Below are 21,417 nucleotides of genomic sequence, written 5' to 3'. Positions count from 1 at the left end.
GAATGAAGCTTATACGTTAAATAACGCTAACATTCGAAACTAAGCCCGTCGTAAGCCAACCTGATGTTCGAAGGCAAATCTTTTTCTACATCGGCATGTTTACCCAGATTATGGCTGATATGTGTAAGATAAGTGGTTTCTGCCCCTACCCTTTCCGCAAAGGCAATGGCCTCACCAAGTGTAAAATGAGAAATATGTGGTTCTTTCTGCAAAGCATTAATGACCAATATTTTTGTTCCCTTTATTTTCTCAAAACTTGGTTCTGATATGGTTTTAGCATCCGTAATATAAGTAAAATCACCAATTCTGTACCCAGTGATGGGCAACAAATGATGCATCACTTCAAAAGGAATAATGGTACTTTCGCCGATTTTAAAATCTTCGCCATTGGTTACGGTGTGCAGATTAATCTGCGGTAAACCATGGTATTTAGTTTCAGCAAAAATATAATAGAATTCTCTTTTTAAAGCCGTTTGAACCCTGTCTGTTGCATAAACATCAATTACCTTATGCAGCAGGTAATTAAAGGGCCTAATATCATCTAAACCGGCAATGTGGTCTTTGTGTTCGTGGGTAAACAATACCGCATCGAGATCTTTTACTTTTTCGCGTAAAAGCTGGTAACGGAAATCAGGCCCGCTATCTACTACAATGGTTTTATCAGCTGTTTCAATTAATATCGAAGTCCGTAAGCGGTTATCTCTTTTATCAGCCGATAAACAAACTTCGCAATTACAAGCAATTACAGGAACGCCTTGTGATGTACCAGTACCTAAAAAAGTAACCTTCATCTGCTTAAACTTTCCTTTCTATAATTGTAATGCTGGAGTTGTATCTTCATTAAAATAATTCGGTTTGCTGTAAGGACAGGTAAAATTGGCGCTGTTTTTCTTCTAACATGTTTTCATCAGTATTGGTTTGCTTCACCAAAGTTACCAATGCAGCAATTTTTCCTTCCAGATTTGAAAATTTGTTTACCACAACAACCTTATTGTGCTCGAGCAGGCAAGAACCCGTTTTAAAGTTCCCTTTCTCATAACGAACCTTATAACCCATGGCAAAAAGCAGGGTTTCTAATTTCTCTAAGGTATGGTTTGTTAGTGGCAATGACATTGGAAACAAACTTAGATAAATCTGCGCAGCATTCATAAACACATGATGAAAAATTTATCAACCAATATGTTCATTTATAAAAATCCAGCGTCATCTCGACCGGAGCAACGCGTAGTGGAGAGATCTTTGAACTAGATTAAAAGATCTCTCCACTACGGTCGAGATGACGATTTATTGTAAACCTGTCATCCAGCTTCTCTGGTTTTGACCAAATACTAACTTCTATCAGTATCGGAATCCGTGTTTGTTCCTGCCAGTTTTATTGAAATGCGCTAACCTCACTATTTCTAAAGAATTTATTCTATTCAAATGTTGGCCAGAAACCATTGTTTCTTAAAAGGACCAAGCCACTTAAACCCGACAGCAGCGGCAGCGCCCGATTCTTCATCGGGCCTATAGCGAATGGCGGGACTGGTGTAACCTAAGAATTACTGCAAATGCTTTTCAAAAAAAACAATTACACTTACTCATGAATTCAAAAATCTATAGCACAGTAAAACAAAAAAGGTTCAGCTGTTTCCAGCTGAACCTTCAGGTTTCATCCCGCCTTGGCGGTAATAACAATTATCTTAAATCTACTACTTCAACACCAGGATATTTTTTGGCATCGAAAGCAAAAGTAGTTTCTGGTACATTTACATTTGGCGAAAATGTTTTCACATTGTAAGTGTATTTGTTGCCGTTTTTATCGAACAATACCACGTTTGCAATTTGTTTAGCTGCTTTATCGATACTTAAACGTACTTTAAAAATCGATTTTTTAGCATCAACAGGTGTTAAATCAATCATTTGGTATGTTTTAGCACCTGCCTTTTCTTCACCTGTGTACACATATTTAAATCCTTTTTCGTAAACCGTAAAAATCTTTGCAGGATTAATCGCATCGCCGCTATTATCTACATTGCTCACCTGCACCTCTTTGTCTTTTTTCAAATAAGTCCATTGGCTTTTACCATCGCTAAACAATTCTTGATTGGTCATGGCTACCCTATACTTATTAGAATTGGCTTTAACATACAAAGTACCTTGCTGGGTTTCTTTTACTTTTGCTTTTGGATTATCCAAAGTGAAGGTAAAATCTGTTTTTACAATATTATACGATTTGTATTTTTTACTCACCTCAGCTAAAATGGCTTTAGCTTTCGCATCAGTTTGAGCATAAGTTGAAGTTGTAAAAGCAACTACAACCATTAATGCTGAAATTAATTTCTTCATCTTTTCTTTTTTAAATTTTTCCTTTTGAAACGTTAGAGTAGATTTTTTGTTATTGGTTTAATCTAATCTTTGTCATTCATACTATTCAAGAACTGTTCCAAAGAATATTCATCCGGATACAAGACTTCGCGCGCCTTGCTTCCTTCAAACGGACCAACGATTCCCGCCGCTTCCAATTGATCGATAATTCTTCCTGCCCTGTTGTAGCCTAATTTTAGTTTACGCTGTATTAATGAGGTAGAACCCTGCTGATGCATCACAATCAGTCTGGCCGCATCTTCAAAAAACTTATCACGTTCATTAGGATCAAAATCGGCCTTACTGCCCTCTCCTGCTTCATCTATATATTCTGGCAATTGATAAGCATCTGCATAACCGCGTTGGTTACCAATATACTCAGAAATCCGGTCTACCTCAGGTGTATCAACGAAAGCACACTGTAGCCTGATTAAGTCGCTACCTGTAGATAAAAGCATATCACCACGGCCAATTAACTGATCGGCGCCACCACTATCCAAAATGGTTCTTGAATCGATTTTCGACAATACCCTAAAGGCTAACCTGGCCGGGAAGTTGGCTTTAATGGTACCTGTGATAATATTTACCGATGGACGCTGCGTAGCCAGAACCAGGTGAATTCCGATTGCCCTGGCCAACTGTGCCAAACGTGCAATTGGTGCCTCCACCTCTTTACCGGCGGTCATCATTAAATCGGCAAACTCATCTACCACTAAAACAATGAATGGTAAAAAGCGGTGGCCGTTATTTGGATTAAGCTTGCGTTTAACAAACTTATCGTTGTATTCTTTTAAATTCCTAACCTGTGCATCTTTCAATAAATCGTAACGCTGATCCATTTCGATACAAAGTGAGTTTAAAGTATTGACTACTTTTTTGGTATCGGTAATAATGGCATCAGCCTCTCCCGGCAGTTTAGCTAAAAAGTGCCTTTCAATTCTATTAAATAGGGTTAACTCTACTTTTTTCGGATCGACCAGTACAAATTTAAGTTGTGCAGGGTGTTTTTTAAACAACAGCGAAACCAGAATGGCGTTAATACCAACCGATTTCCCCTGACCAGTTGCCCCTGCCACCAATAAGTGAGGCATTTTAGCCAAATCTGCTATAAAAACTTCATTGCTGATGGTTTTACCCAATGCAATTGGCAAATCCATAGTGGTTTGGCTCCATTTTTCGGTATTTAGAATGCTGCGCATGGGCACCATTTCCGGGTGCTGGTTAGGTACCTCGATACCAATTGTACCCTTGCCCGGCATTGGTGCGATAATACGGATACCTAAGGCCGCCAACGAAAGTGCAATGTCATCCTCCAGGTTTTTAATCTTCGAAATCCTTACCCCAGGGGCCGGAATAATTTCGTAAAGGGTAACCGTTGGGCCAATGGTTGCCTTAATCTTATCAATTTCTATATTGTAATGATTAAGGGTTTCTACAATTTTATTTTTATTGGCTTCCAATTCTTCGGCATTTACCGAAATTTTATTGGTGCCATAATTTTCGAGCAAATCTATTGTTGGATATTTATAGCCAGATAAATCTAGTTTTTCATCATAATTACCAAACTGTTCTACCAGATCATCCGATTTTTTTTCTTCCTCAGTTTTTTCGATCGTAAAAGCAGGCTCCTTTTCGGTTTCAACTGATGGTTCTACCGTTAATGGAAGTGTTGTTGCCGCAGCAGTAGCCAGAGGCAGATTGGTAGCCAACGGAGATAATACAACAGGTGCAATAGTTTCTTCCTCTTCTTTTTCTTCGAAACGGCTTGGCTGTAATACCACATTTTGTTGTTTACGTTCGTTACTTACTGGCTTATCACGTACCGGAAATTCAATGGGTGCTGAAGGCTCGTCGAACGTTTTGTTCTTTACGGCCTGCTCTCTGATATCATTCACATAATCTGGCGTTTCGTTATCCAGGTAAACCTCTTTCTCTTTACGTTCAGGAAATTTAAAATCGATGTTATAGGCGATAATTAAAATGGTCAAACCAGCAAAAGCGATTAGTCCTGCTACCCCAGCTGCGCCAATTTGGGCACCTAATAATTTATTGCTCCAATACCCAAACTCGCCTTCTAAATAATGTGGCGATTCTGACCAGAAACTATGTGCAAAACCTAGGGTTAGGGATATAAACAATAAAAAGAAAAAGCTATAACCCAATGTTTTTGAGATGGAAAGGATTTTAACTTTAAATAATAAACGGTAACCGATAATAAAAAAGGCCAAAACAAACAGGAAAGATGCAATACCGAACCATTCGTAAATAAACTGGTGCGATAACAAGGCGCCAAACTTACCTAGCCAGTTTTGAACTACCGGTATAGAAACGCCAGCTTCTTTTAGTTCTTCTGCTGTTTTAAAAAGATTGCCCCAACCGCCATTAGCATCGATTACATAACTCTGGTCATCCTGCCAGGTAAATAAATACGAGGTAAAAGCAATTAAAAAATAAAGTGACAATATCACAAAAAACAGACCTACAATTTTAACTGCACGGCCATCTGCCAGATCGAAGCTTGGCAAAAAATCTCTTTTTTCTTTCGGCTGCCGACCTGATGATGATCTGCCAGGTGCATTTTCTGCACCTTTATCTCTGAATGTATTGGTTTTAAACTGGTTACCCCTTACCGACATTTTCTATCCTAAATAATTTAATATTGAACAAACTTAGATAAAACTGCGCAGCATTAACGAAAGCCTAACAAAAAAAATAATCACAAATTGTAAGCATTGCTGCTAGGGCTTTATCATACCACTCACTATTTTCAAGAAGAGCTAAATACGCACCGCTATCTATTGGTTTTATAATCTGCCTTAAATTAAATAAAAATATTCATCAGGCATTAAACCTTAAACAGAAATTATTGTCTATTATTTTAACAACACACAAGTTGTTACGTTTTATCAAATGAAACGGATTTTGTTTTAGGTTTTATCCCGTTTTACCTGGAGAGGTTAAACGGGATTTTTTTTCGCAAAACCTTATAGGTTTAACCCGTCGTTTAATTTATTTTTAAAGGTCTAGTTGAGGGCTGAAACCGTTTAAAAACCTGTAAGGCCTCAGATACCAGGTGACTTAGGCTGTTCCTATTATTTTGAAAAGCAGGGTTCGGTTCATTTCGGTTATGATAGTCCTGCTATCACTTCAAGTCATATCTGTCCGTAGAGTTCCGAAGGGCTCTACGGATTAATAATAGAAAAGAGTCTGTGACTCGTTTTAATTGAGTTTATAAACTCAATTTTATTCTTATATCCATAGAGACGCTATGCTTAACGCTACGGACAGAGCAGTTTAACTCGTAGTTTAATTTATTTTTAAAGCTCTCATTGAGGGCTGAAACCGTTTAAAAAACCTGTAAGGCCTCAGATACCATGTGACTTAGGCTGTTCCTATTATTTTGAAAAGCAGGGTTCGGTTCATTTCGGTTATGATAGTCCTGCTATCACTTCAAGTCCTCTCCCGATAGAAAAAATCGGGATCCGGGCTTTTCGTTCTATCAGGTTTATTTAACCTGAGTCTGTAGTTCTTAGGGCTTAAATCTAATGGTTGCTAAGACAGTGGGTTTGCGTTAGGGATTGTAAGGGTTCAGTACCGATCCTTCATCGGTACCGGAGCGAAGCGCAGCCCTGCAAAGCCCGACCCTTTCCCGTTTTTCACGGGATTGGGTAACGCCCAAATGAGTTAACAGCTTTCAGTTGGCAATTTTCGACCAGCGGCTCATTTTTTCAGAGATCATGTTTTTTTGACCGCTGAGGTCTTGGTAGATTGCCTTACACTATATATATTTAGGCAATAAAGTTTACAATTTCTTAATTTTTGTTAATTTAAAGCGATTTTTGAAACAATATTATGGGCATAGCGCAACTCGAAGAGCAAATTGAGGCTGGAAATTTACAAGCAGTAAAAGAAATTTTGGTTGAAAACCCAAAACTGGCAAATGTTGATACTTCTCATCACATTTCGCCACTGTTATTGGCCTGTTACTATAAAAAACAGGAAATCGCTGATTTAATTGCTGAATTTGTAGATGACCTAACCTTGTTCGAAGCTTGTGCAGTGGGCAAATTTGATGCGGCCTCGCAATTAATATTTCAAAGTCCCAATAGTATTAACGAATTTTCGGAAGATGGATTTACGCCGCTAGGTTTAGCTTGTTATTTCGGTCATGAAGATTTAGCCCGTTTTTTAGTTTTAAAAGGTGCCGATGTTAACCTGCCATCAAAAAATGGATTTAATGTATTTCCGATCCACTCGGCAGTTGCCGCTAATAATTTCAATATTACTAAAATGCTGTTAGATGCGGGTGCCTATCCGAATGTTTGTCAGAAAGCAGGATTGGCCCCCTTACACACCGCCGCACAACTGGGAAATATAGAATTGATTATTTTATTGTTAGAACACGGAGCAGAAGTTTCTTTGCGCATGGAGGGCGGAAAACTGCCTGCAGATTTAGCCGCAGAAAAAGGCTTTAATGAAATTGCTGAGATTTTAAGAGACGATGACTAGTCAGTTTTCAGTTGGAAATTTTCAGTTCTCAGTTTAATCAATTGCAAACTGAATACTGTTAATTGCCTACTGAACAGTTCACAGTTTGTAGTTCACAATTTTCAGTTGATTTAACTGTTAACTGGATACTGTTAATTGCCTACTGAACAGTTCACAGTTTGTAGTTCATAATTTTCAGTTGATTTAACTGTTAACTGAATAAGCCGATTGAAAATTGACAACTGAAAACTGCCAATTGAAAACTGAGCTATTCCCAAATCCTCGACCGCATTCTTTTCATGTATGTCCTGATATCGAGCACTACAGCTGCCAAAAAATAGAACAATATTGGAAAACCAACTGCTAAAAAAGACGAGTAAATAAAAAACAAACGGACCTTTGCAGTACTCATATTCAGTTTATTAGCCAAATAGGTGGATACCCCAAAGCTCTGTTGCTCAAAATAAGTTATAATTCTCTGGAACATTTTAAGCTTATTTTAGAAATCATAATAACGACAATACAACATCAATTATTGCAAACCCTAATTTAATAAAATTAATCGGTTAAAACTTCACAATTATTTCAGGGCCTAATCTAATACGAGTTTTTCAAAATCCTGTTTATCCTCGTGTTTAATAAAAAGCGTTTGTTGTTCTTCAAGACCTGAAAACTTTTTGATCAGTTCTGCCTTAAATTTATGGATATCGACATCTTTATTTAAAATAACAGTTAAGGCATCGGCATTACCCCTAACCTCAATAATCTGATTGGGATATACTTCTTTTAGCTCGTGTGGAAATTCCATAATTTAAAAACAGATTATAGTGTAGAAAGTTTTGTTTAAAATCAGCATCTGGTTAGGCCTGCTTTAAAATTTTAATTCCAATACCACAATATAGACATTTTTTCTCATCGCAGTATTGCTTTTTCAGCTGCAAAATTCCTTGCGAAGCAAATGCATGATCCATCTTCACTCCTGCCCCTGTAAATTTATCTGTAATTGCATTTTGCTCAGCTGGCAAACGCTCCAACAATTTTATCGCCCTGCTAATATAGTATTGTGTACCCGTATGTTTACCATACGCAAATAAAAACAAAGCCACCGTATTTAACAACACATTATCAACGGATGTTTTCCCAATTTGTGTATTTACACCAGAAGTTTCTTTTTTAAAATGATAATGTGTTTTCCAGTAATCGTTTACCGGTAGGTTTTCAAACAAAGCATGCAATTGAGTTATATCTTTGATTTCCATAATTTTAGAAAAAAGATGGCTGGCTTTTACAATTAATGCTGCAAATTGCGCCAATCTGATCGTAGGAAAGTTTTGCGGCCTCATCCGCATAAATTTCCACATCGAAGCTTCTATAGGTTTAATATTGTATTTCTTTCGAAGAAACTGGAATTCGGCCTTTAGCTTTTTAGGATACTCCTCTTCAAACTGATCGTTTAAAAAACCAGCGGCACCAAAAACCAGTGCTTCAATTTGGTTTGGGTTATTTTTATGCTTGGCATAAATTTGCTGCGAAACGGCTTTGGCAAACAACTCGAAAGGCAAAGCATTTATTTTGAATCCGAAATTACGCGCCAGGAAACGGTAGAAAGTCTCATCCCAATTCCCATTTAATTCGTTTAAGGTTTCAGTTACAGCATTCGTTTTTTGCTCGAAACGCTCTATTAAGGTTCTTGATAAAAAAGAATCGACAATTAATTGATCTACTGTTCCAATTTGTGCAATGCAAGGAAAATCAGTTAAGGTAAGAAACAGGTTTTCATATTTTTTGATGAGATCGGCAGAGATACGGTGTTTTAATTCCAGAACGGGCAAAACAGTATTGTCTATTCTTTTTATTTCTGCATCATGGTCATAAACAACATGTAAGATTACATTTTCGTAGGCGGGATTAATCTGATGATTGTGTTTTAACCAATCTGACGACCTGAGGTGTATTTCTACATTACCCGCCCATGTGGTATTGCCAATTTCGATTTTCGAGTTAAAAAAATCCGGACCAGCATTTTTGTTCAGCAAACCTGGATTGATAATTTTCAAGTTTTCTCCAGCAGTGGTTTGCAGCCCGCTATAATCAAACGACCTGAATTGCCATACATAATGAAGAAAATCTTCTGGAAAATTCATTCTTCAATGTAGTGGAATATTCTGAAAAGCTATAAATAATTACATATTTTGTCATCTAAAATTTATGCTACAGTCTTAATTACAACACATCCTAAAGATTAAGTTGCTTTAACTTCGGCCTTCTTTTTATAATTGGTAATAAAAACCCCTGCAATGATTAAAACGGTTGCAACAACTAAATCTATACCTACCTTTTCATTTAAAATTAACCAACCTAAAAATATGGCGATAACGGTATTGAAGTAAGTTAAGATGGAAACTTCGGATGCTGAAACCTTTTTTAGGGCATAATGATAACAGAAATAACCTAAAACAGACCCGAAAACAGCTAAATAAACTGTGGCAAATATGCTTTCTGTTTTCCAGGAACTTACATCAGCCTTGCCGGAGAATACCATTGCTAAGCCCAACTGAATAATGGCTGAAAACACAAACTGGTAAAATAGATTTAAGAAAATGTATTGAGGTTTACCACTGTGTTTCTTCGAATAAATGGTGCCGACTGTCCAACCTGAAACCGCAATTACCAATGATAAAATCCCATTCCGGTAACCTGGTTCAAGCAAATCATTCAAACCATCTCTAAAAATAAAAACGATACCTAAGAATCCGATAAAAACACCAATGAATCCCTTTAAACTTGCCTTTTGAATGCCCAGAAATACGCATCCGAGAAATACGAGCAAGGGAGAAGTGGCGTTAATTAAGGATGCCAGTCCACTTGGAATAGTCTTTTCCGCAACGGTTGTCATGCCATTGGCTATCACCACCATTAAAATAGACAATAAGATCTGTCGTTTAAAACTCGACCATCCAATCCATTTTAGTTCCTTCTGTTTAATTAACAGAACCAATATAATTATCGAAGCAACAGATTGACGAATGGCTGTTACATACCAGGCCGGAATGCTTTCTACGGCAATCCTTATTCCTAAATATGTTGTACCCCATATCAAGGCCACGCCAAATAGAGCAAATACGAGTTTAAGATCTATTTTTGATTTCATGGGCATTTTTTAACCGCAAAGCACACCAAGTTCGGCGCAAAGGGGCACAAAGTTTTAAACCAAGTGGCATTCATTTGAAAACAGGCAACTTTCTTGATGGTTAAATAAAAACTATTTACCTAAACAAGATCAGCATTAACTAGGATCTGCTCCATTTCTTTTTGAAGTTTCAATGCTTCTTCCCTGGCCTTTTCGGCAAAATCTTCTCCCTGGCCGGCATAGATAATTCCTCTCGAAGAATTAATCAGCAATCCGCATTGTGAATTTAGGCCATACTTGCACACTTCTTTTAAATCTCCTCCCTGTGCGCCAACACCCGGCACTAAAAGAAAGTGATTTGGCGCTAATTTACGAACATCACCAAAAGCGGCGCCACGGGTTGCGCCTACCACATACATCATCTGTTCATCTGTAGCCCAGGTTTGCGATGTTTTAAGTACTTTTTCGAAAAGTTTATCTTCGCCAATTTCCTGTAACTGAAAATCGGCATGGCCGGCATTCGAGGTTAGAGCCAAAAGAATTACCCATTTATCTTTAAAAGTTAAAAACGGTGTTACCGAATCGCTACCCATATAAGGTGCTACGGTAACCGAATCGAAACTCATATCTGATGATGCGGCATTGAAAAATGTTTCTGCATACATGGCAGAAGTATTGCCAATATCGCCACGTTTGGCATCGGCAATAGAAAAAATATCCTGAGGAATATATTTCCAGGTTTCGATCAAAGTTTCCCATCCCTTCTTTCCATAACACTCATAAAAAGCAGTATTGGGTTTATAAGCTACACACAAATCTTTTGTGGCATCGATAATCTGTTTATTGAATTCCAGAATCGGATTTTCATACTTCAATAAGTGTTTTGGTATCTTATCTAACGAAGAATCTAATCCGACGCATAAAAATGAACGTTTTTTTTGTATCTGCTCGAAAAGTTGTTGCTTTGTCATATATGGGCTTATTTGCTGCAAATATGAAGATTTTTAAGTTTTCTGAGCGACAAAATAATGCTCACATTAATTATTTTTATAAACATTTTAAACTTTTGCTTGCAGATTACGTTTCAAATACATACAATTGCAACATAATTTCTCAACCGTTTATCTGAATATCCCAGAAAAAATTTATCAAGACTTGTTTTTTGTTACCATTTTTTAAAAGCACATGTTGCTTTTTATTCAGCTTGTAAACAATTATGAAACAATTTGAGCATTTTCCATAATGAACTCATTTAATGTTTTATAGCCTTAAGAATTTATACACAATGAAACTGCCAGGCCTACACTAACACAAATATATTTAAGCCTGTGTAGATTTATAACAGAAAACATCCGTTATAAACAAATGAAAAATTTCTTGAAACATATATATTTAGAATGTTTAGTAAAACAGAATTAAATGATAAGCTCACAACAGAATTACGTGAGCTAGCAAAAAGCTATGGCATTGAAGGTGCCGACTCCCTAAGAAAAATCGACCTTGTTGAAGTACTTTTACACCAACAAGAAATTATAAATGCCGCTAAAGCTGGTGCAGACCCTTATAGTGAAATAGAACCTATTGCAGCTACTCCTGCACCTAAAACCAAAGCGGCAAAAGCACCAAAAGTTGCCGCAGCCGCAGCAGCCGCCTCTACAGTGGCCGCTGAAAAACCAGCTACTACAGCCGACAAGCCTGTTAAAAAAAGAGCAAGGTTAACGAAAGATGAGCCTGCAGCGCCAATTGAAAGAAGAAGAGATGCAGTAACGTTATTTGACGAGCCTCAACACCAGCAGCAGCCTGAAAGGCAACCAGACAGAATTATTGAATCTGAAGAAAGTGTAAAGCCAATCTCAGCTTTAATAGAAGAAAGTGCAGAAGTACTTCCGGTAGCTCCAAAACAAAAACAAGAGCCTAAAGAAAAGCAGGAAAAACCGCAGCGCGACGAAAACCGCCAGCAAAAACAACCGGGCGGTGGCAATCACCACAAAAACGAAAACAGTTATTCTAACTTAGATTTCGATAACGTAATTACAAATGAAGGTGTTTTAGAAATTATGCCTGATGGTTACGGTTTCTTACGTTCTGCAGATTACAACTATTTAACTTCTCCTGATGATATTTATGTATCGCAGTCTCAGATAAAACTTTTTGGTTTGAAAACCGGTGATACTGTAAAAGGTAGCATCCGTCCGCCAAAAGAAGGCGAAAAATATTTCCCACTGGTTCGTGTAGAAACCATTAACGGCAGAATTCCTGCTGAGGTTCGCGACCGTGTTCCTTTTGATTATTTAACGCCACTTTTTCCAACAGAAAAATTAAATTTATTTACGGATAACAGCAATTACTCTACCCGTATTATGGATTTATTTACACCTATTGGTAAAGGACAGCGGGGTTTAATTGTGGCACAGCCAAAAACAGGTAAAACCAACCTGCTTAAAGAAGTTGCAAATGCAATTGCTAAAAACCACCCGGAAGTTTATTTAATTATCTTATTAATTGATGAGCGCCCGGAAGAGGTTACCGATATGGCCCGTAGTGTAAGAGCAGAGGTAATTGCCTCTACTTTTGATGAGCCAGCTGAGCGCCACGTTAAAATTGCCAATATTGTTTTAGAGAAATCGAAACGTTTGGTAGAAAGCGGACATGATGTGGTAATCCTTTTAGATTCGATTACACGTTTGGCCAGAGCTTACAATACAACAGCACCGGCGTCAGGCAAGATATTATCGGGTGGTGTTGATGCAAATGCTTTACACAAGCCAAAACGTTTTTTCGGTGCGGCACGTAACATCGAAAATGGTGGTTCATTAACCATTTTAGCTACCGCATTAACCGATACAGGTTCTAAAATGGATGAAGTTATCTTCGAAGAATTTAAAGGTACAGGTAACATGGAGTTACAATTAGATCGTAAATTATCTAACAAACGTATCTTCCCTGCAATTGATATTACGGCTTCAAGTACCCGTCGCGATGATTTATTGTTAGATAGAGATATTTTGCAACGTGTATGGATTTTACGTAATCACCTTGCCGATATGAACAGTCAAGAGGCGATGGAATTTGTTCAATCTCAAATAAAAGGAACAAAAAGTAACGAAGAGTTCTTAATTTCGATGAACAGCTAGTTTAAGGCTGGAAGGCAAAAGGTGTAAGGCTTAAGGTTCCTATTTGGATCTAAACCTTACACCTTAAACCTTATACCCTATACCTCATGAAAAAGCATCTCCCTAATGCGATTACCTGTGCAAACCTTTTTTCGGGTTGTATCGGAATCGTTTTTGCATTTAAAGGCAATCTAGAAACTGCAGCCTATTTCGTTATTTTCTCCGGGATTTTCGATTTTTTTGACGGTATGGTTGCGCGTTTATTAAATGTAAAATCGGCAATTGGAAAAGATCTTGATTCTTTGGCAGATATGGTAAGTTTTGGGTTCTTACCGGGAGTAATCATGTTTCACTTATTGAAGGCAAGCGATTATTCATCTGAATACCTTCCTTATCTTGGATTTATCATTACTATTTTTTCGGCACTTAGACTGGCCAAATTTAACAACGATACAAGGCAAACCGAAGATTTTATTGGTTTGAATACACCTATGAATACTTTGTTTATCTGTTCTCTAGCTTTTATTGCCAACGATTATCCACAGGTTATTGGTTCCAGTATTTTACTGATTGCCATTACAGCAGTTACAAGTTTTTTACTGGTAAGCGAAATAAAAATATTCTCTTTAAAATTCAGCGATTTAAGCTGGGCGAAAAATAAAATCAAATTTATCTTCCTCATCCTATCGGCTATCTTAATAGCTTTTCTAAAATTTGCAGCAATTCCTTTTGTATTGGTACTGTATATTGCTTTATCGGTTTTGCATTTTAGGGGTGCGACTAATCATAAAATATAACTAAGTTTTTCCCGCAGATTAAGAAGATTAAAATCGCAGATCATAGCGCATTAGATTAATCCTTTAAAATCTGCGTTCCTTTTCTGCTAAAATCAAAGGTTAATGCGCTACAGTTTTTTAACCTCAAGCGGATCTGTAATATTTCTGCAAATATCAAGCATCGTTTCGCCCATCAATGGATGTATCACCCCTGGTGCAATCTCAGCTAAAGGCTCCATTACAAATTTTCTATCCTGCATATGGGGATGAGGTACCTGAAGTTTATCCGGAATATTGATGATTTCGTCTCCAAAAAGGATCAGATCGATATCAATTAACCGTTCTCCCCATTTATCTTTCCTTACCCTGCCCAGTTCCTGTTCTATACTTAATGCACGTTCTAAAACTTCGAGCGCCGTTAAACGGGTTTGTAAACTTACAGCTTGATTTAAAAAAGCAGGCTGATCGGTTTTACCCCACGCAGCGGTTTCATAAAGAGATGAGATGGCGATCACATTACCTATTTTATCGTTCAATAGTTCGATGGCTTTTTTCAAATTCCCCTCCCTATCGCCTAAATTTCCACCCAGTAACAAATAAGCTGTGCTGTACTCTAAAGCTTTATTAAGCATCATGTATTTTTATATCTTTACAGCACAAAATTAAAACATTTAAATGAGAGAATTCTTTAAGTATTTATTTGCCTCTATGCTGGGCTTTTTCTTATCAATAGTAATTGTATTTGTGATCTGCTTCGTAGTTGTGGTGGGTTTAATATCTTCTATTGATAGCGACAAAACCGTTGTTGTGTCTAACAATTCGGTACTATTCCTAAATTTAGACCAGGCCATTACAGAACGTACCCCAAAAAATCCATTCGGAAACCTGCCAATTGTTGGTGGTGAAGAAAAAGATGGTATTGGCTTAAACGATTTCTTAAAAGCGGTACAAAAAGCCAAAACAGATGATAATATTAAATGCATCTACCTGAATGTGAGCAGTCCGAATGCGGGTTTTGCAACTTTGCGCGAGGTTAGGAATGCGCTGATCGATTTCAAAAAATCTCACAAAAAAATTATCGCCTACAGCGAAGTGTATACACAAGGCGCATATTATTTAGCTTCAGTTGCCGACAAAGTATATTTAAATCCCGAAGGCGCTTTAGAATTTAAAGGTTTTAGCTCTGAATTAACTTTCTTTAAAGGAACTTTAGAAAAAGTTGGTGTAGAAATGCAGGTCATCCGTGTAGGGAACTATAAAAGTGCTGTGGAGCCGTTTATTTTAGATAAAATGAGCGATTATAACCGCAAACAGGTTACAGCTTATGTTGGCGGATTGTACAATACTTTCTTAACTGATATTGCACAAAGCAGAAACATTCAAAAAGATAGTCTTTATAAGATTGCCGATAATTACAAAGTACAACAGCCACAAGATGCCGTAAACTTTAAAATGATCGATGCCCTGAAATATAAAGACCAGATTTTAGAAGAGCTGAAGGGATTATCTGGGAGAACCAGGGGTGAAAATATCCGTTCGGTTACGATTAATGATTATGCCAAAAACAATACAGATACTGGCGAAGGAAAAGATAAAGTGGCTGTAATTTATGCCAATGGCGAAATTAATGGCGGCGAAGGCTCTGATAACCAGATTGGTTCGGAACGTATTTCCAGGGCAATTAGAAAAGCGCGCTTGGATGATAACATTAAAGCAGTGGTTTTACGTGTAAACTCGCCGGGAGGTAGTGCACTTGCTTCGGATGTGATCTGGAGAGAAATTGTATTAACCAAAAAAGAAAAACCAGTTATTGCATCGTTTGGCGATGTTGCCGCATCAGGCGGTTATTACATTGGCTGCGCTGCCGACAGTATTTTTGTGCAACCGAATACCATTACAGGTTCTATCGGTGTATTCGGTATTATCCCGAACTTTCAAAATTTAATGACCAACAAACTGGGAATTACATTTGATGGCGTTAAAACGGGTAAATACGCCGATATTATGGCCACTAACCGCCCTATGACGGCAGGAGAAAGATTCATCATCCAAAATGAACTGAACAGAATTTATAGCGGTTTTGTAAGCCGTGTGGCCGATGGAAGAAAGAAAAGCAAAGCATATATCGATAGCATTGGTGGTGGCCACGTTTGGATCGGTACAGATGCCGTTCAAATTGGTTTGGCTGATAGAATAGGAAGTTTTAACGATGCCATTAAGGCAGCCGCTAAAAAGGCCAAATTAAAGAATTATAAAGTTGTAGAATATCCAGATGTAATTGACCCATGGAAATCGCTAATGGATGAGGGTACAGACAGGGTTAAAACCTATTACACCAAACAAGAACTTGGCGATAACTACATGCTTTACCAACAAATGAAAAAGGTAATTGCAAGTTCAGGAATTCAGGCCAGAATGCCATTCGAAGCAGTAATTAAATAATAATTAAACCTCGCAGGTTTTTTAACGGCTTCAGCCTTTAACAAGCCCCTTAAAAACAAATTAAACCTGCGAGGTTTATATAGAATCATTCATCTCACGTCTCAAATCTCCGATCTCACATCTCTCCTACTCTATCACCTTCCACTCCGGGTGCAAAGTAAGATAAGTCGCATTAACCGGAATATTCACCTGATGAACTGTTAAGGAAATACTTTTCCCTTTTAAAAATTCAAAGCCAATTCCATCTTTTTTGGCATCGTAAACCGTAACGGTATCTTTATCTTCATTTAAATAGGCAGAAAGTTTTTCAATGGTTGGGAACTTCAATTTCGCATCTTCCAAAGTGCTCCCGGTTGCCAGGCCATCCTTTGTTTTAAACTTATTGGAGGTAATTCTAATCTGTTTTACATCTTTTACACGCATACTCGTATCCCGATAAGAAGAATATACAGCAATTTCGTTGCGGTGTTTCGCGGTAGAATCGTCACTATACCAAATTCCCCAGGCTTTCCCCATTGCGGCATCACCGGCATTTGGCCTGCCTAATTTTCTACCTACCTCTTCCATATCCTCTCCAAGTGCAATTTCTCCAACTGACCGACCAGCTACAATCAGGAAGCGCTCATCAACACTTTGCGTTTGGGCTGATGCTAAATTACTTACTGAATCGGTATTTTGATCTGTTTTACTGGTAGATTGACAAGCGGCTACACTCATACTTAATCCCAGGAGGGCGAATTTTATAGATTTCATGATTGTAAAACAAGACTTTAATGAATTTGTGTTTTAATTTTATGAGCACAAGAAGGATTTGAGGCATTATTTCCTAATTTTACCCCTTATGGAAAACAAGACCATCGCCCGTACCTTACGCCTTTTATCGCAGCTTATGGAACTGCACGAAGAAAATCCCTTCAAAATTAAATCTGTTGCAAATGCCTATTTTAAGGTAGATAAATTACCCTTTGCTTTAAAGGACAAACCTTTAGATGAACTGGATAAAATTGATGGCATTGGTAAAGGACTGGCTTCCAAAATCATTGAACTTCTCCAAACTGGAGAACTAAAAGAGCTTAACGAAATTCGTGAGAAAACACCCGAAGGTGTAGTAGAAATGCTGGCCATAAAGGGCATCGGACCGAAAAAAATATTCATTATCTGGCGTACCTTGGGTATAGAAAGTATAGGTGAATTGTATTATGCCTGTAACGAAAACCGCTTAATTGAAGCCAAAGGTTTCGGTTTAAAAACCCAGGAAGAAATTAAGAATGCAATCGAATTTAAACTTGCGGCCAACGGAAGGTTTTTATATGCGCAGGTTGAAGGTTTTGCCAAAACTTTATTTACACAGCTTGCAGATTGGACTGGAAAAATTGACAGCAGCGCACTTTTGGGCTTTGCGGGTCAGTACCGACGCGCCTGTGAGATTATCGATGAACTGGAAATTGTGATCGGTGCTGAACAAATTGATGCCCTTAAACAAAACTTGCCTGCTTTCGAAGCACTTTCTTTGATTGAAGCGGAAAATGCTTTCATATGCACCACTGAAGCTGGTTTCAGGATAAAAATTTATGCAGTTGAAAAAGCTGAATTTTATTTACAATGGTTCAAACACACCGGAAATACCGAACATGTAGAGAAAGTTTTAGCACTAGCAGGTAATGGTCCTTTTACAAGTGAAGAAGAAATTTACAGCAAAGCAGGTTTATCTTTCATCGTTCCTGAACTTCGTGAAGATTTCGACGAAATTGAACTGGCGAAAGCGGATAAACTCCCTACCTTAATCCTATATGAAAATTTAAAAGGCAGTTTGCACAACCACTCTACCTGGAGCGATGGCGTACACACCCTGGAGCAAATGGCTGTATATTGTAAAGAAAACTTAAATCTTCAGTATTTGGGGATATGCGATCACTCTAAAACCGCTGTTTATGCAAAAGGTTTAAACGAGCAACGTGTTTTTGCACAACACCAGGAAATTGATGAACTAAATAAAAAACTTGCTCCCTTTAAAATTTTCAAAGGTATTGAGAGCGACATTTTAAGTGATGGCTCATTGGATTATCCGGATGATATTTTAAAAACCTTTGATTTTGTAGTGGCTTCTGTGCACAGTAATTTACGCATGGACGAAGCAAAAGCAACCACACGTTTGCTAAAAGCTATTGAAAATCCATATACCACCATTTTAGGGCATCCAACCGGTCGTTTATTGTTAAGCAGAGCCGGATACCCGATAGATTATAAAAAGATTATTGATGCCTGTGCAGCAAATAAAGTAGTGATCGAAATCAATGCCAATCCTTTACGTTTGGATTTAGACTGGCGCTGGCACCGTTATGCTTTAGAAAAAGGTGTGTTACTTTCCGTAAATCCAGATGCCCATAGAACAGAAGGTTTCCATGATATGCATTATGGCATTCTAGTTGCCCGTAAAGGTGGTTTAAGTGCCGACAAATGTTTAAATGCTTTTTCTTTGGAGGAAATTACCGCGTATTTTAACAGTAAAAAGGTTTAGGGTTTAGGGTTTAGGGTTTAGGGTTTAGGGTTTAGGGTTTAGGGTTTAGGGTTTAGGGTTTAGGGTTTAGGGTTTAGGGTTTAGGGAAAACAGGTCCTAAGTTGTCTTGTTTTAAATCTCACAAATAAATCGGTGTAATCTTAAAATCTGTGTAATCATCCCGCCAGGAAAAATCTGTGTAATCCCAAGATCTGTGTAATCAAACCTTAAGGAATCTTTTAATATCTTTGCCCCATGATAAGTGAAATTGCCAACCGCATATTTAATCAAGTAATTACAGACTACCATAAGTTTGATGATATTGACCATCCGGTTGAAAACCCGTATGATGCCGAAAGTTTAGAGCATCTTTTTTACGTTAAAAACTGGATCGATACAGCACAATGGCATATGGAAGACGTGGTGCGTAATCCTCAGATTGATCCTGTTGAAGGTTTGAGCTGGAAAAGACGCATTGACGCACAAAACCAGGTACGTACCGATATGGTTGAGTTTATTGATGGTTATTTCTTAAATCTTTATCAGGGAATTTCGGCCATGCCAGATGCAAAAATCAATACAGAAAGTCCTGCATGGGCGATAGATAGGCTTTCCATCCTGGCACTGAAAATTTACCACATGCAGGAAGAAGCTGAACGCGAAAGTGCCTCAGCTGAGCACCGTGCACAATGCCAGACTAAATTAAATGTATTGTTATCGCAACGCGAGGATCTTTCAATGAGTATTGATGAGTTATTGGCAGATATTGAGGCGGGTAAAAAATACATGAAAGTATATAAACAAATGAAAATGTACAACGACCCGAGTTTAAATCCGGTATTGTATAATAAAGCATAAATTAATCAACCACAAAGACACAAAGAGCACAAAGAATGCCTTGGTGCTCTTTGTGCCTCCGTGGTAAACATTATGGCCGCAACCCAAAAAATTATTGTTTTACGCTTTTCGGCAATGGGCGATGTGGCCATGGCAGCCTCTGTTTTACACGAATTTTCAGCGCAGAATCCAAATACAGAGATCATCATGGTGAGCCGAGCTGCATTTAAGCCATTTTTCGATCGCATTCCAAACCTGATCTTTCACCCTATCGAGCCTAAAACCGTTCATAAAGGAATTGATGGTTTATACAAACTCTATCAGGAACTCCGCAGTTATAAACCAAGCGCAATAGCCGACCTGCACGATAATTTGAGGAGCAGGGCAATTTCTACTTTCTTCCGTTTAACCGGAACAGAAATTAGGCGGATAGATAAAGGAAGAGCAGAGAAAAAGAGATTAACACGTAATAATAACAAAGTTTTTAAACCGCTCAGAAAAACGATAGAGCGTTATGCTGATGTTTTCCGCGAATTGGGATTTAGTATTAAGCTGAGTTATAAACTAGATAAATCTCAGCAGGAAATTCCAGTAAATGCACAAAACTTATTTATCAATAAAACCACAAAAAAAATAGGCATCTCCCCTTTTGCGCAACATGTTTATAAAGTATATGCTTTAGAAAAAATGGAAGCCGTAATTGCCTCGTTAAGCGGATTGGGTTACGAGCTTTTCATATTTGGTGGTGGTAAAACAGAACAGGCAACTGCCGAAAACTGGGCGAAAAGGTATAAAAACGCCTATAATTTAATTGGTAATTTTAATTTAACGGAAGAGCTTGCCATTATCTCAAACTTGGATTTAATGTTAAGTATGGATTCTTCTGGCATGCACATGGCATCGCTTGTTGGTGTGTCTGTTGTATCTATTTGGGGGCCAACACATCCATATGCTGGCTTTTTGGGTTACGGGCAATTGGAAAGCGACTGTATCCAGATTGATCACCCTAACCGGCCAAATTCTATTTATGGAAACAAACCCTGCCTTTGCGGTGTTGAAAACTGTATAGACTTAATTAGGCCTGAAACAATAGTAGATAAAATTAAAGAGAAATTAAATGGCTAAGCAATTACTTTTGGTCCGTCACGGTAAATCGGATTGGGGAAATTTAGATTTAAAAGATTTCGACCGACCGCTAAACAAACGTGGCAAAGAAAATGCGCCGGAAATGGCTGAAAGATTAATTAATAAAGGCTTCAAATTAGATCTGATTGTAAGTAGTCCGGCAAAAAGAGCCAAATCTACAGCTAAATACTTTGCAGAAGCTTACAATATAGACCATATCCAATTTGAAGAATCTATTTACGAAGCCAATACAACAGCCCTACTTAAAGTGGTTAACGGGTTAAATAATGGTGCAGACCATGTAGTGATGTTTGGTCATAACCCCGGTTTTACAGATTTTGCGAACGAGTTGTGCGGTGCCGATATTTACAACATTCCAACTGCAGGTATGGTGTTAATTTCTTTCCCTTTTGATTCGTGGCAAATGGTAAGCAAAGGAACAGGAGAATTGGTATTTTTTGATTACCCAAAGAATAGTGACGAGGTTTAAAGCTTTTTACCATTAAGGGATTAAGAACATTAAGGCAAGTCGTCAGTTAATTACTTGCCACGGAAACACAGATTACACGGAAATTATTGGGCGTGTGCATTAACCCATTACAGATTGACTTCAGTCAACTGCATAAATACTTAAAGCGGCTTTACTCATTGGCGCTGGAAAGG

Annotated in this window: 19 protein-coding genes; 8 read left to right on the top strand and 11 right to left on the bottom strand. The window is 37.9% G+C overall.

Going from position 1 to position 21,417, the window contains the following annotated elements; translation table 11 throughout:
* Window positions 1–26 precede the first annotated feature (26 nt).
* From ACTJKN_RS06260 to ACTJKN_RS06245, 4 genes are all read right to left on the bottom strand, one after another.
* Window positions 27–791, bottom strand: a complete 765-nt coding sequence (locus tag ACTJKN_RS06260; RefSeq protein ID WP_440823491.1) for an MBL fold metallo-hydrolase — start codon at window positions 789–791, stop codon at window positions 27–29.
* A gap of 49 nt (window positions 792–840) precedes the next feature.
* Window positions 841–1,113 (bottom strand): hypothetical protein, encoded by a 273-nt coding sequence (locus ACTJKN_RS06255; RefSeq protein ID WP_440823490.1) that lies wholly within the window; start codon window positions 1,111–1,113, stop codon window positions 841–843.
* 564 nt (window positions 1,114–1,677) lie between these two features.
* Window positions 1,678–2,328 carry a LolA family protein gene (locus tag ACTJKN_RS06250; RefSeq protein WP_440823489.1) on the bottom strand — a complete coding sequence of 217 codons (651 nt, stop codon included), beginning with the start codon at window positions 2,326–2,328 and terminating at the stop codon, window positions 1,678–1,680.
* Window positions 2,329–2,390: 62 nt separating this feature from the next.
* Window positions 2,391–4,982, bottom strand: a complete 2,592-nt coding sequence (locus ACTJKN_RS06245; protein ID WP_440823488.1) for a DNA translocase FtsK 4TM domain-containing protein — start codon at window positions 4,980–4,982, stop codon at window positions 2,391–2,393.
* A gap of 1,216 nt (window positions 4,983–6,198) precedes the next feature.
* Here ACTJKN_RS06245 and ACTJKN_RS06240 point away from each other — a divergent pair.
* Window positions 6,199–6,855, top strand: coding sequence for an ankyrin repeat domain-containing protein (locus ACTJKN_RS06240; RefSeq protein WP_440823487.1), 657 nt, complete (start codon window positions 6,199–6,201; stop codon window positions 6,853–6,855).
* A 247-nt stretch (window positions 6,856–7,102) separates the two neighbouring features.
* Here ACTJKN_RS06240 and ACTJKN_RS06235 read toward each other — a convergent pair whose 3' ends face one another.
* The 5 genes from ACTJKN_RS06235 to pyrF all read right to left on the bottom strand — a co-directional run bounded on the left by ACTJKN_RS06235 (window position 7,103) and on the right by pyrF (window position 10,935).
* On the bottom strand, window positions 7,103–7,321 hold the full coding sequence (locus tag ACTJKN_RS06235; RefSeq protein ID WP_047799560.1) for a PspC domain-containing protein: 219 nt from the start codon (window positions 7,319–7,321) through the stop codon (window positions 7,103–7,105).
* Window positions 7,322–7,426: 105 nt separating this feature from the next.
* Window positions 7,427–7,642 (bottom strand): hypothetical protein, encoded by a 216-nt coding sequence (locus tag ACTJKN_RS06230; protein ID WP_440823486.1) that lies wholly within the window; start codon window positions 7,640–7,642, stop codon window positions 7,427–7,429.
* Between the two features lie 52 nt (window positions 7,643–7,694).
* Window positions 7,695–8,978 (bottom strand): DUF2851 family protein, encoded by a 1,284-nt coding sequence (locus ACTJKN_RS06225; protein WP_440823485.1) that lies wholly within the window; start codon window positions 8,976–8,978, stop codon window positions 7,695–7,697.
* Between the two features lie 98 nt (window positions 8,979–9,076).
* A complete protein-coding gene (locus ACTJKN_RS06220) occupies window positions 9,077–9,985 on the bottom strand; it encodes a DMT family transporter (RefSeq protein WP_440823484.1) in 909 nt (302 codons plus the stop codon).
* A 119-nt stretch (window positions 9,986–10,104) separates the two neighbouring features.
* Window positions 10,105–10,935: an orotidine-5'-phosphate decarboxylase gene (gene pyrF, locus ACTJKN_RS06215; RefSeq protein ID WP_440823483.1), complete on the bottom strand. Its 831-nt coding sequence runs from the start codon at window positions 10,933–10,935 to the stop codon at window positions 10,105–10,107.
* 426 nt (window positions 10,936–11,361) lie between these two features.
* On the opposite strand from pyrF, the gene rho reads away from it, so the two are divergent.
* Window positions 11,362–13,098 carry a transcription termination factor Rho gene (gene rho / locus ACTJKN_RS06210; protein ID WP_440823482.1) on the top strand — a complete coding sequence of 579 codons (1,737 nt, stop codon included), beginning with the start codon at window positions 11,362–11,364 and terminating at the stop codon, window positions 13,096–13,098.
* 86 nt (window positions 13,099–13,184) lie between these two features.
* Window positions 13,185–13,874: a CDP-diacylglycerol--serine O-phosphatidyltransferase gene (gene pssA, locus ACTJKN_RS06205; RefSeq protein WP_440823481.1), complete on the top strand. Its 690-nt coding sequence runs from the start codon at window positions 13,185–13,187 to the stop codon at window positions 13,872–13,874.
* Between the two features lie 107 nt (window positions 13,875–13,981).
* Here the strand turns inward: pssA and folK are convergent, their stop codons facing one another.
* Window positions 13,982–14,488 (bottom strand): 2-amino-4-hydroxy-6-hydroxymethyldihydropteridine diphosphokinase, encoded by a 507-nt coding sequence (folK, locus tag ACTJKN_RS06200; protein WP_440823480.1) that lies wholly within the window; start codon window positions 14,486–14,488, stop codon window positions 13,982–13,984.
* Between the two features lie 40 nt (window positions 14,489–14,528).
* Between folK and sppA the strand changes: the two genes are divergently transcribed.
* Complete coding sequence (gene sppA, locus ACTJKN_RS06195) at window positions 14,529–16,295, top strand: signal peptide peptidase SppA (protein ID WP_440823479.1); 1,767 nt, start codon at window positions 14,529–14,531, stop codon at window positions 16,293–16,295.
* A 126-nt stretch (window positions 16,296–16,421) separates the two neighbouring features.
* Here sppA and ACTJKN_RS06190 read toward each other — a convergent pair whose 3' ends face one another.
* Window positions 16,422–17,048 carry a hypothetical protein gene (locus ACTJKN_RS06190; RefSeq protein WP_440823478.1) on the bottom strand — a complete coding sequence of 209 codons (627 nt, stop codon included), beginning with the start codon at window positions 17,046–17,048 and terminating at the stop codon, window positions 16,422–16,424.
* Window positions 17,049–17,136: 88 nt separating this feature from the next.
* On the opposite strand from ACTJKN_RS06190, the gene ACTJKN_RS06185 reads away from it, so the two are divergent.
* From ACTJKN_RS06185 to ACTJKN_RS06170, 4 genes are all read left to right on the top strand, one after another.
* Window positions 17,137–18,813 carry a helix-hairpin-helix domain-containing protein gene (locus tag ACTJKN_RS06185; protein WP_440823477.1) on the top strand — a complete coding sequence of 559 codons (1,677 nt, stop codon included), beginning with the start codon at window positions 17,137–17,139 and terminating at the stop codon, window positions 18,811–18,813.
* Between the two features lie 234 nt (window positions 18,814–19,047).
* Complete coding sequence (locus ACTJKN_RS06180; RefSeq protein WP_440823476.1) at window positions 19,048–19,650, top strand: DUF4254 domain-containing protein; 603 nt, start codon at window positions 19,048–19,050, stop codon at window positions 19,648–19,650.
* A gap of 72 nt (window positions 19,651–19,722) precedes the next feature.
* Window positions 19,723–20,754, top strand: coding sequence for a glycosyltransferase family 9 protein (locus ACTJKN_RS06175; RefSeq protein WP_440823475.1), 1,032 nt, complete (start codon window positions 19,723–19,725; stop codon window positions 20,752–20,754).
* Window positions 20,747–21,244: a SixA phosphatase family protein gene (locus ACTJKN_RS06170; protein WP_440823474.1), complete on the top strand. Its 498-nt coding sequence runs from the start codon at window positions 20,747–20,749 to the stop codon at window positions 21,242–21,244. The genes ACTJKN_RS06175 and ACTJKN_RS06170 overlap by 8 nt, the downstream gene beginning before the upstream one ends.
* The last annotated feature ends 173 nt before the right edge of the window (window positions 21,245–21,417 follow it).

It is taken from the genome of Pedobacter sp. 22163 (genome assembly GCF_052045595.1).
Taxonomy (GTDB): domain Bacteria; phylum Bacteroidota; class Bacteroidia; order Sphingobacteriales; family Sphingobacteriaceae; genus Pedobacter.
This window is presented reverse-complemented; position numbering and strand designations above follow the sequence as displayed.

Excerpts from the sequence above, each read along its gene's own strand:
- ACTJKN_RS06260 (WP_440823491.1), bottom strand. The coding sequence starts at position 791 with ATGAAGGTTACTTTTTTAGGTACTGGTACATCACAAGGCGTTCCTGTA.
- ACTJKN_RS06255 (WP_440823490.1), bottom strand. The coding sequence starts at position 1,113 with ATGTCATTGCCACTAACAAACCATACCTTAGAGAAATTAGAAACCCTG.
- ACTJKN_RS06250 (WP_440823489.1), bottom strand. The coding sequence starts at position 2,328 with ATGAAGAAATTAATTTCAGCATTAATGGTTGTAGTTGCTTTTACAACT.
- ACTJKN_RS06245 (WP_440823488.1), bottom strand. The coding sequence starts at position 4,982 with ATGTCGGTAAGGGGTAACCAGTTTAAAACCAATACATTCAGAGATAAA.
- ACTJKN_RS06240 (WP_440823487.1), top strand. The coding sequence starts at position 6,199 with ATGGGCATAGCGCAACTCGAAGAGCAAATTGAGGCTGGAAATTTACAA.
- ACTJKN_RS06235 (WP_047799560.1), bottom strand. The coding sequence starts at position 7,321 with ATGTTCCAGAGAATTATAACTTATTTTGAGCAACAGAGCTTTGGGGTA.
- ACTJKN_RS06230 (WP_440823486.1), bottom strand. The coding sequence starts at position 7,642 with ATGGAATTTCCACACGAGCTAAAAGAAGTATATCCCAATCAGATTATT.
- ACTJKN_RS06225 (WP_440823485.1), bottom strand. The coding sequence starts at position 8,978 with ATGAATTTTCCAGAAGATTTTCTTCATTATGTATGGCAATTCAGGTCG.
- ACTJKN_RS06220 (WP_440823484.1), bottom strand. The coding sequence starts at position 9,985 with ATGAAATCAAAAATAGATCTTAAACTCGTATTTGCTCTATTTGGCGTG.
- pyrF (WP_440823483.1), bottom strand. The coding sequence starts at position 10,935 with ATGACAAAGCAACAACTTTTCGAGCAGATACAAAAAAAACGTTCATTT.
- rho (WP_440823482.1), top strand. The coding sequence starts at position 11,362 with ATGTTTAGTAAAACAGAATTAAATGATAAGCTCACAACAGAATTACGT.
- pssA (WP_440823481.1), top strand. The coding sequence starts at position 13,185 with ATGAAAAAGCATCTCCCTAATGCGATTACCTGTGCAAACCTTTTTTCG.
- folK (WP_440823480.1), bottom strand. The coding sequence starts at position 14,488 with ATGATGCTTAATAAAGCTTTAGAGTACAGCACAGCTTATTTGTTACTG.
- sppA (WP_440823479.1), top strand. The coding sequence starts at position 14,529 with ATGAGAGAATTCTTTAAGTATTTATTTGCCTCTATGCTGGGCTTTTTC.
- ACTJKN_RS06190 (WP_440823478.1), bottom strand. The coding sequence starts at position 17,048 with ATGAAATCTATAAAATTCGCCCTCCTGGGATTAAGTATGAGTGTAGCC.
- ACTJKN_RS06185 (WP_440823477.1), top strand. The coding sequence starts at position 17,137 with ATGGAAAACAAGACCATCGCCCGTACCTTACGCCTTTTATCGCAGCTT.
- ACTJKN_RS06180 (WP_440823476.1), top strand. The coding sequence starts at position 19,048 with ATGATAAGTGAAATTGCCAACCGCATATTTAATCAAGTAATTACAGAC.
- ACTJKN_RS06175 (WP_440823475.1), top strand. The coding sequence starts at position 19,723 with ATGGCCGCAACCCAAAAAATTATTGTTTTACGCTTTTCGGCAATGGGC.
- ACTJKN_RS06170 (WP_440823474.1), top strand. The coding sequence starts at position 20,747 with ATGGCTAAGCAATTACTTTTGGTCCGTCACGGTAAATCGGATTGGGGA.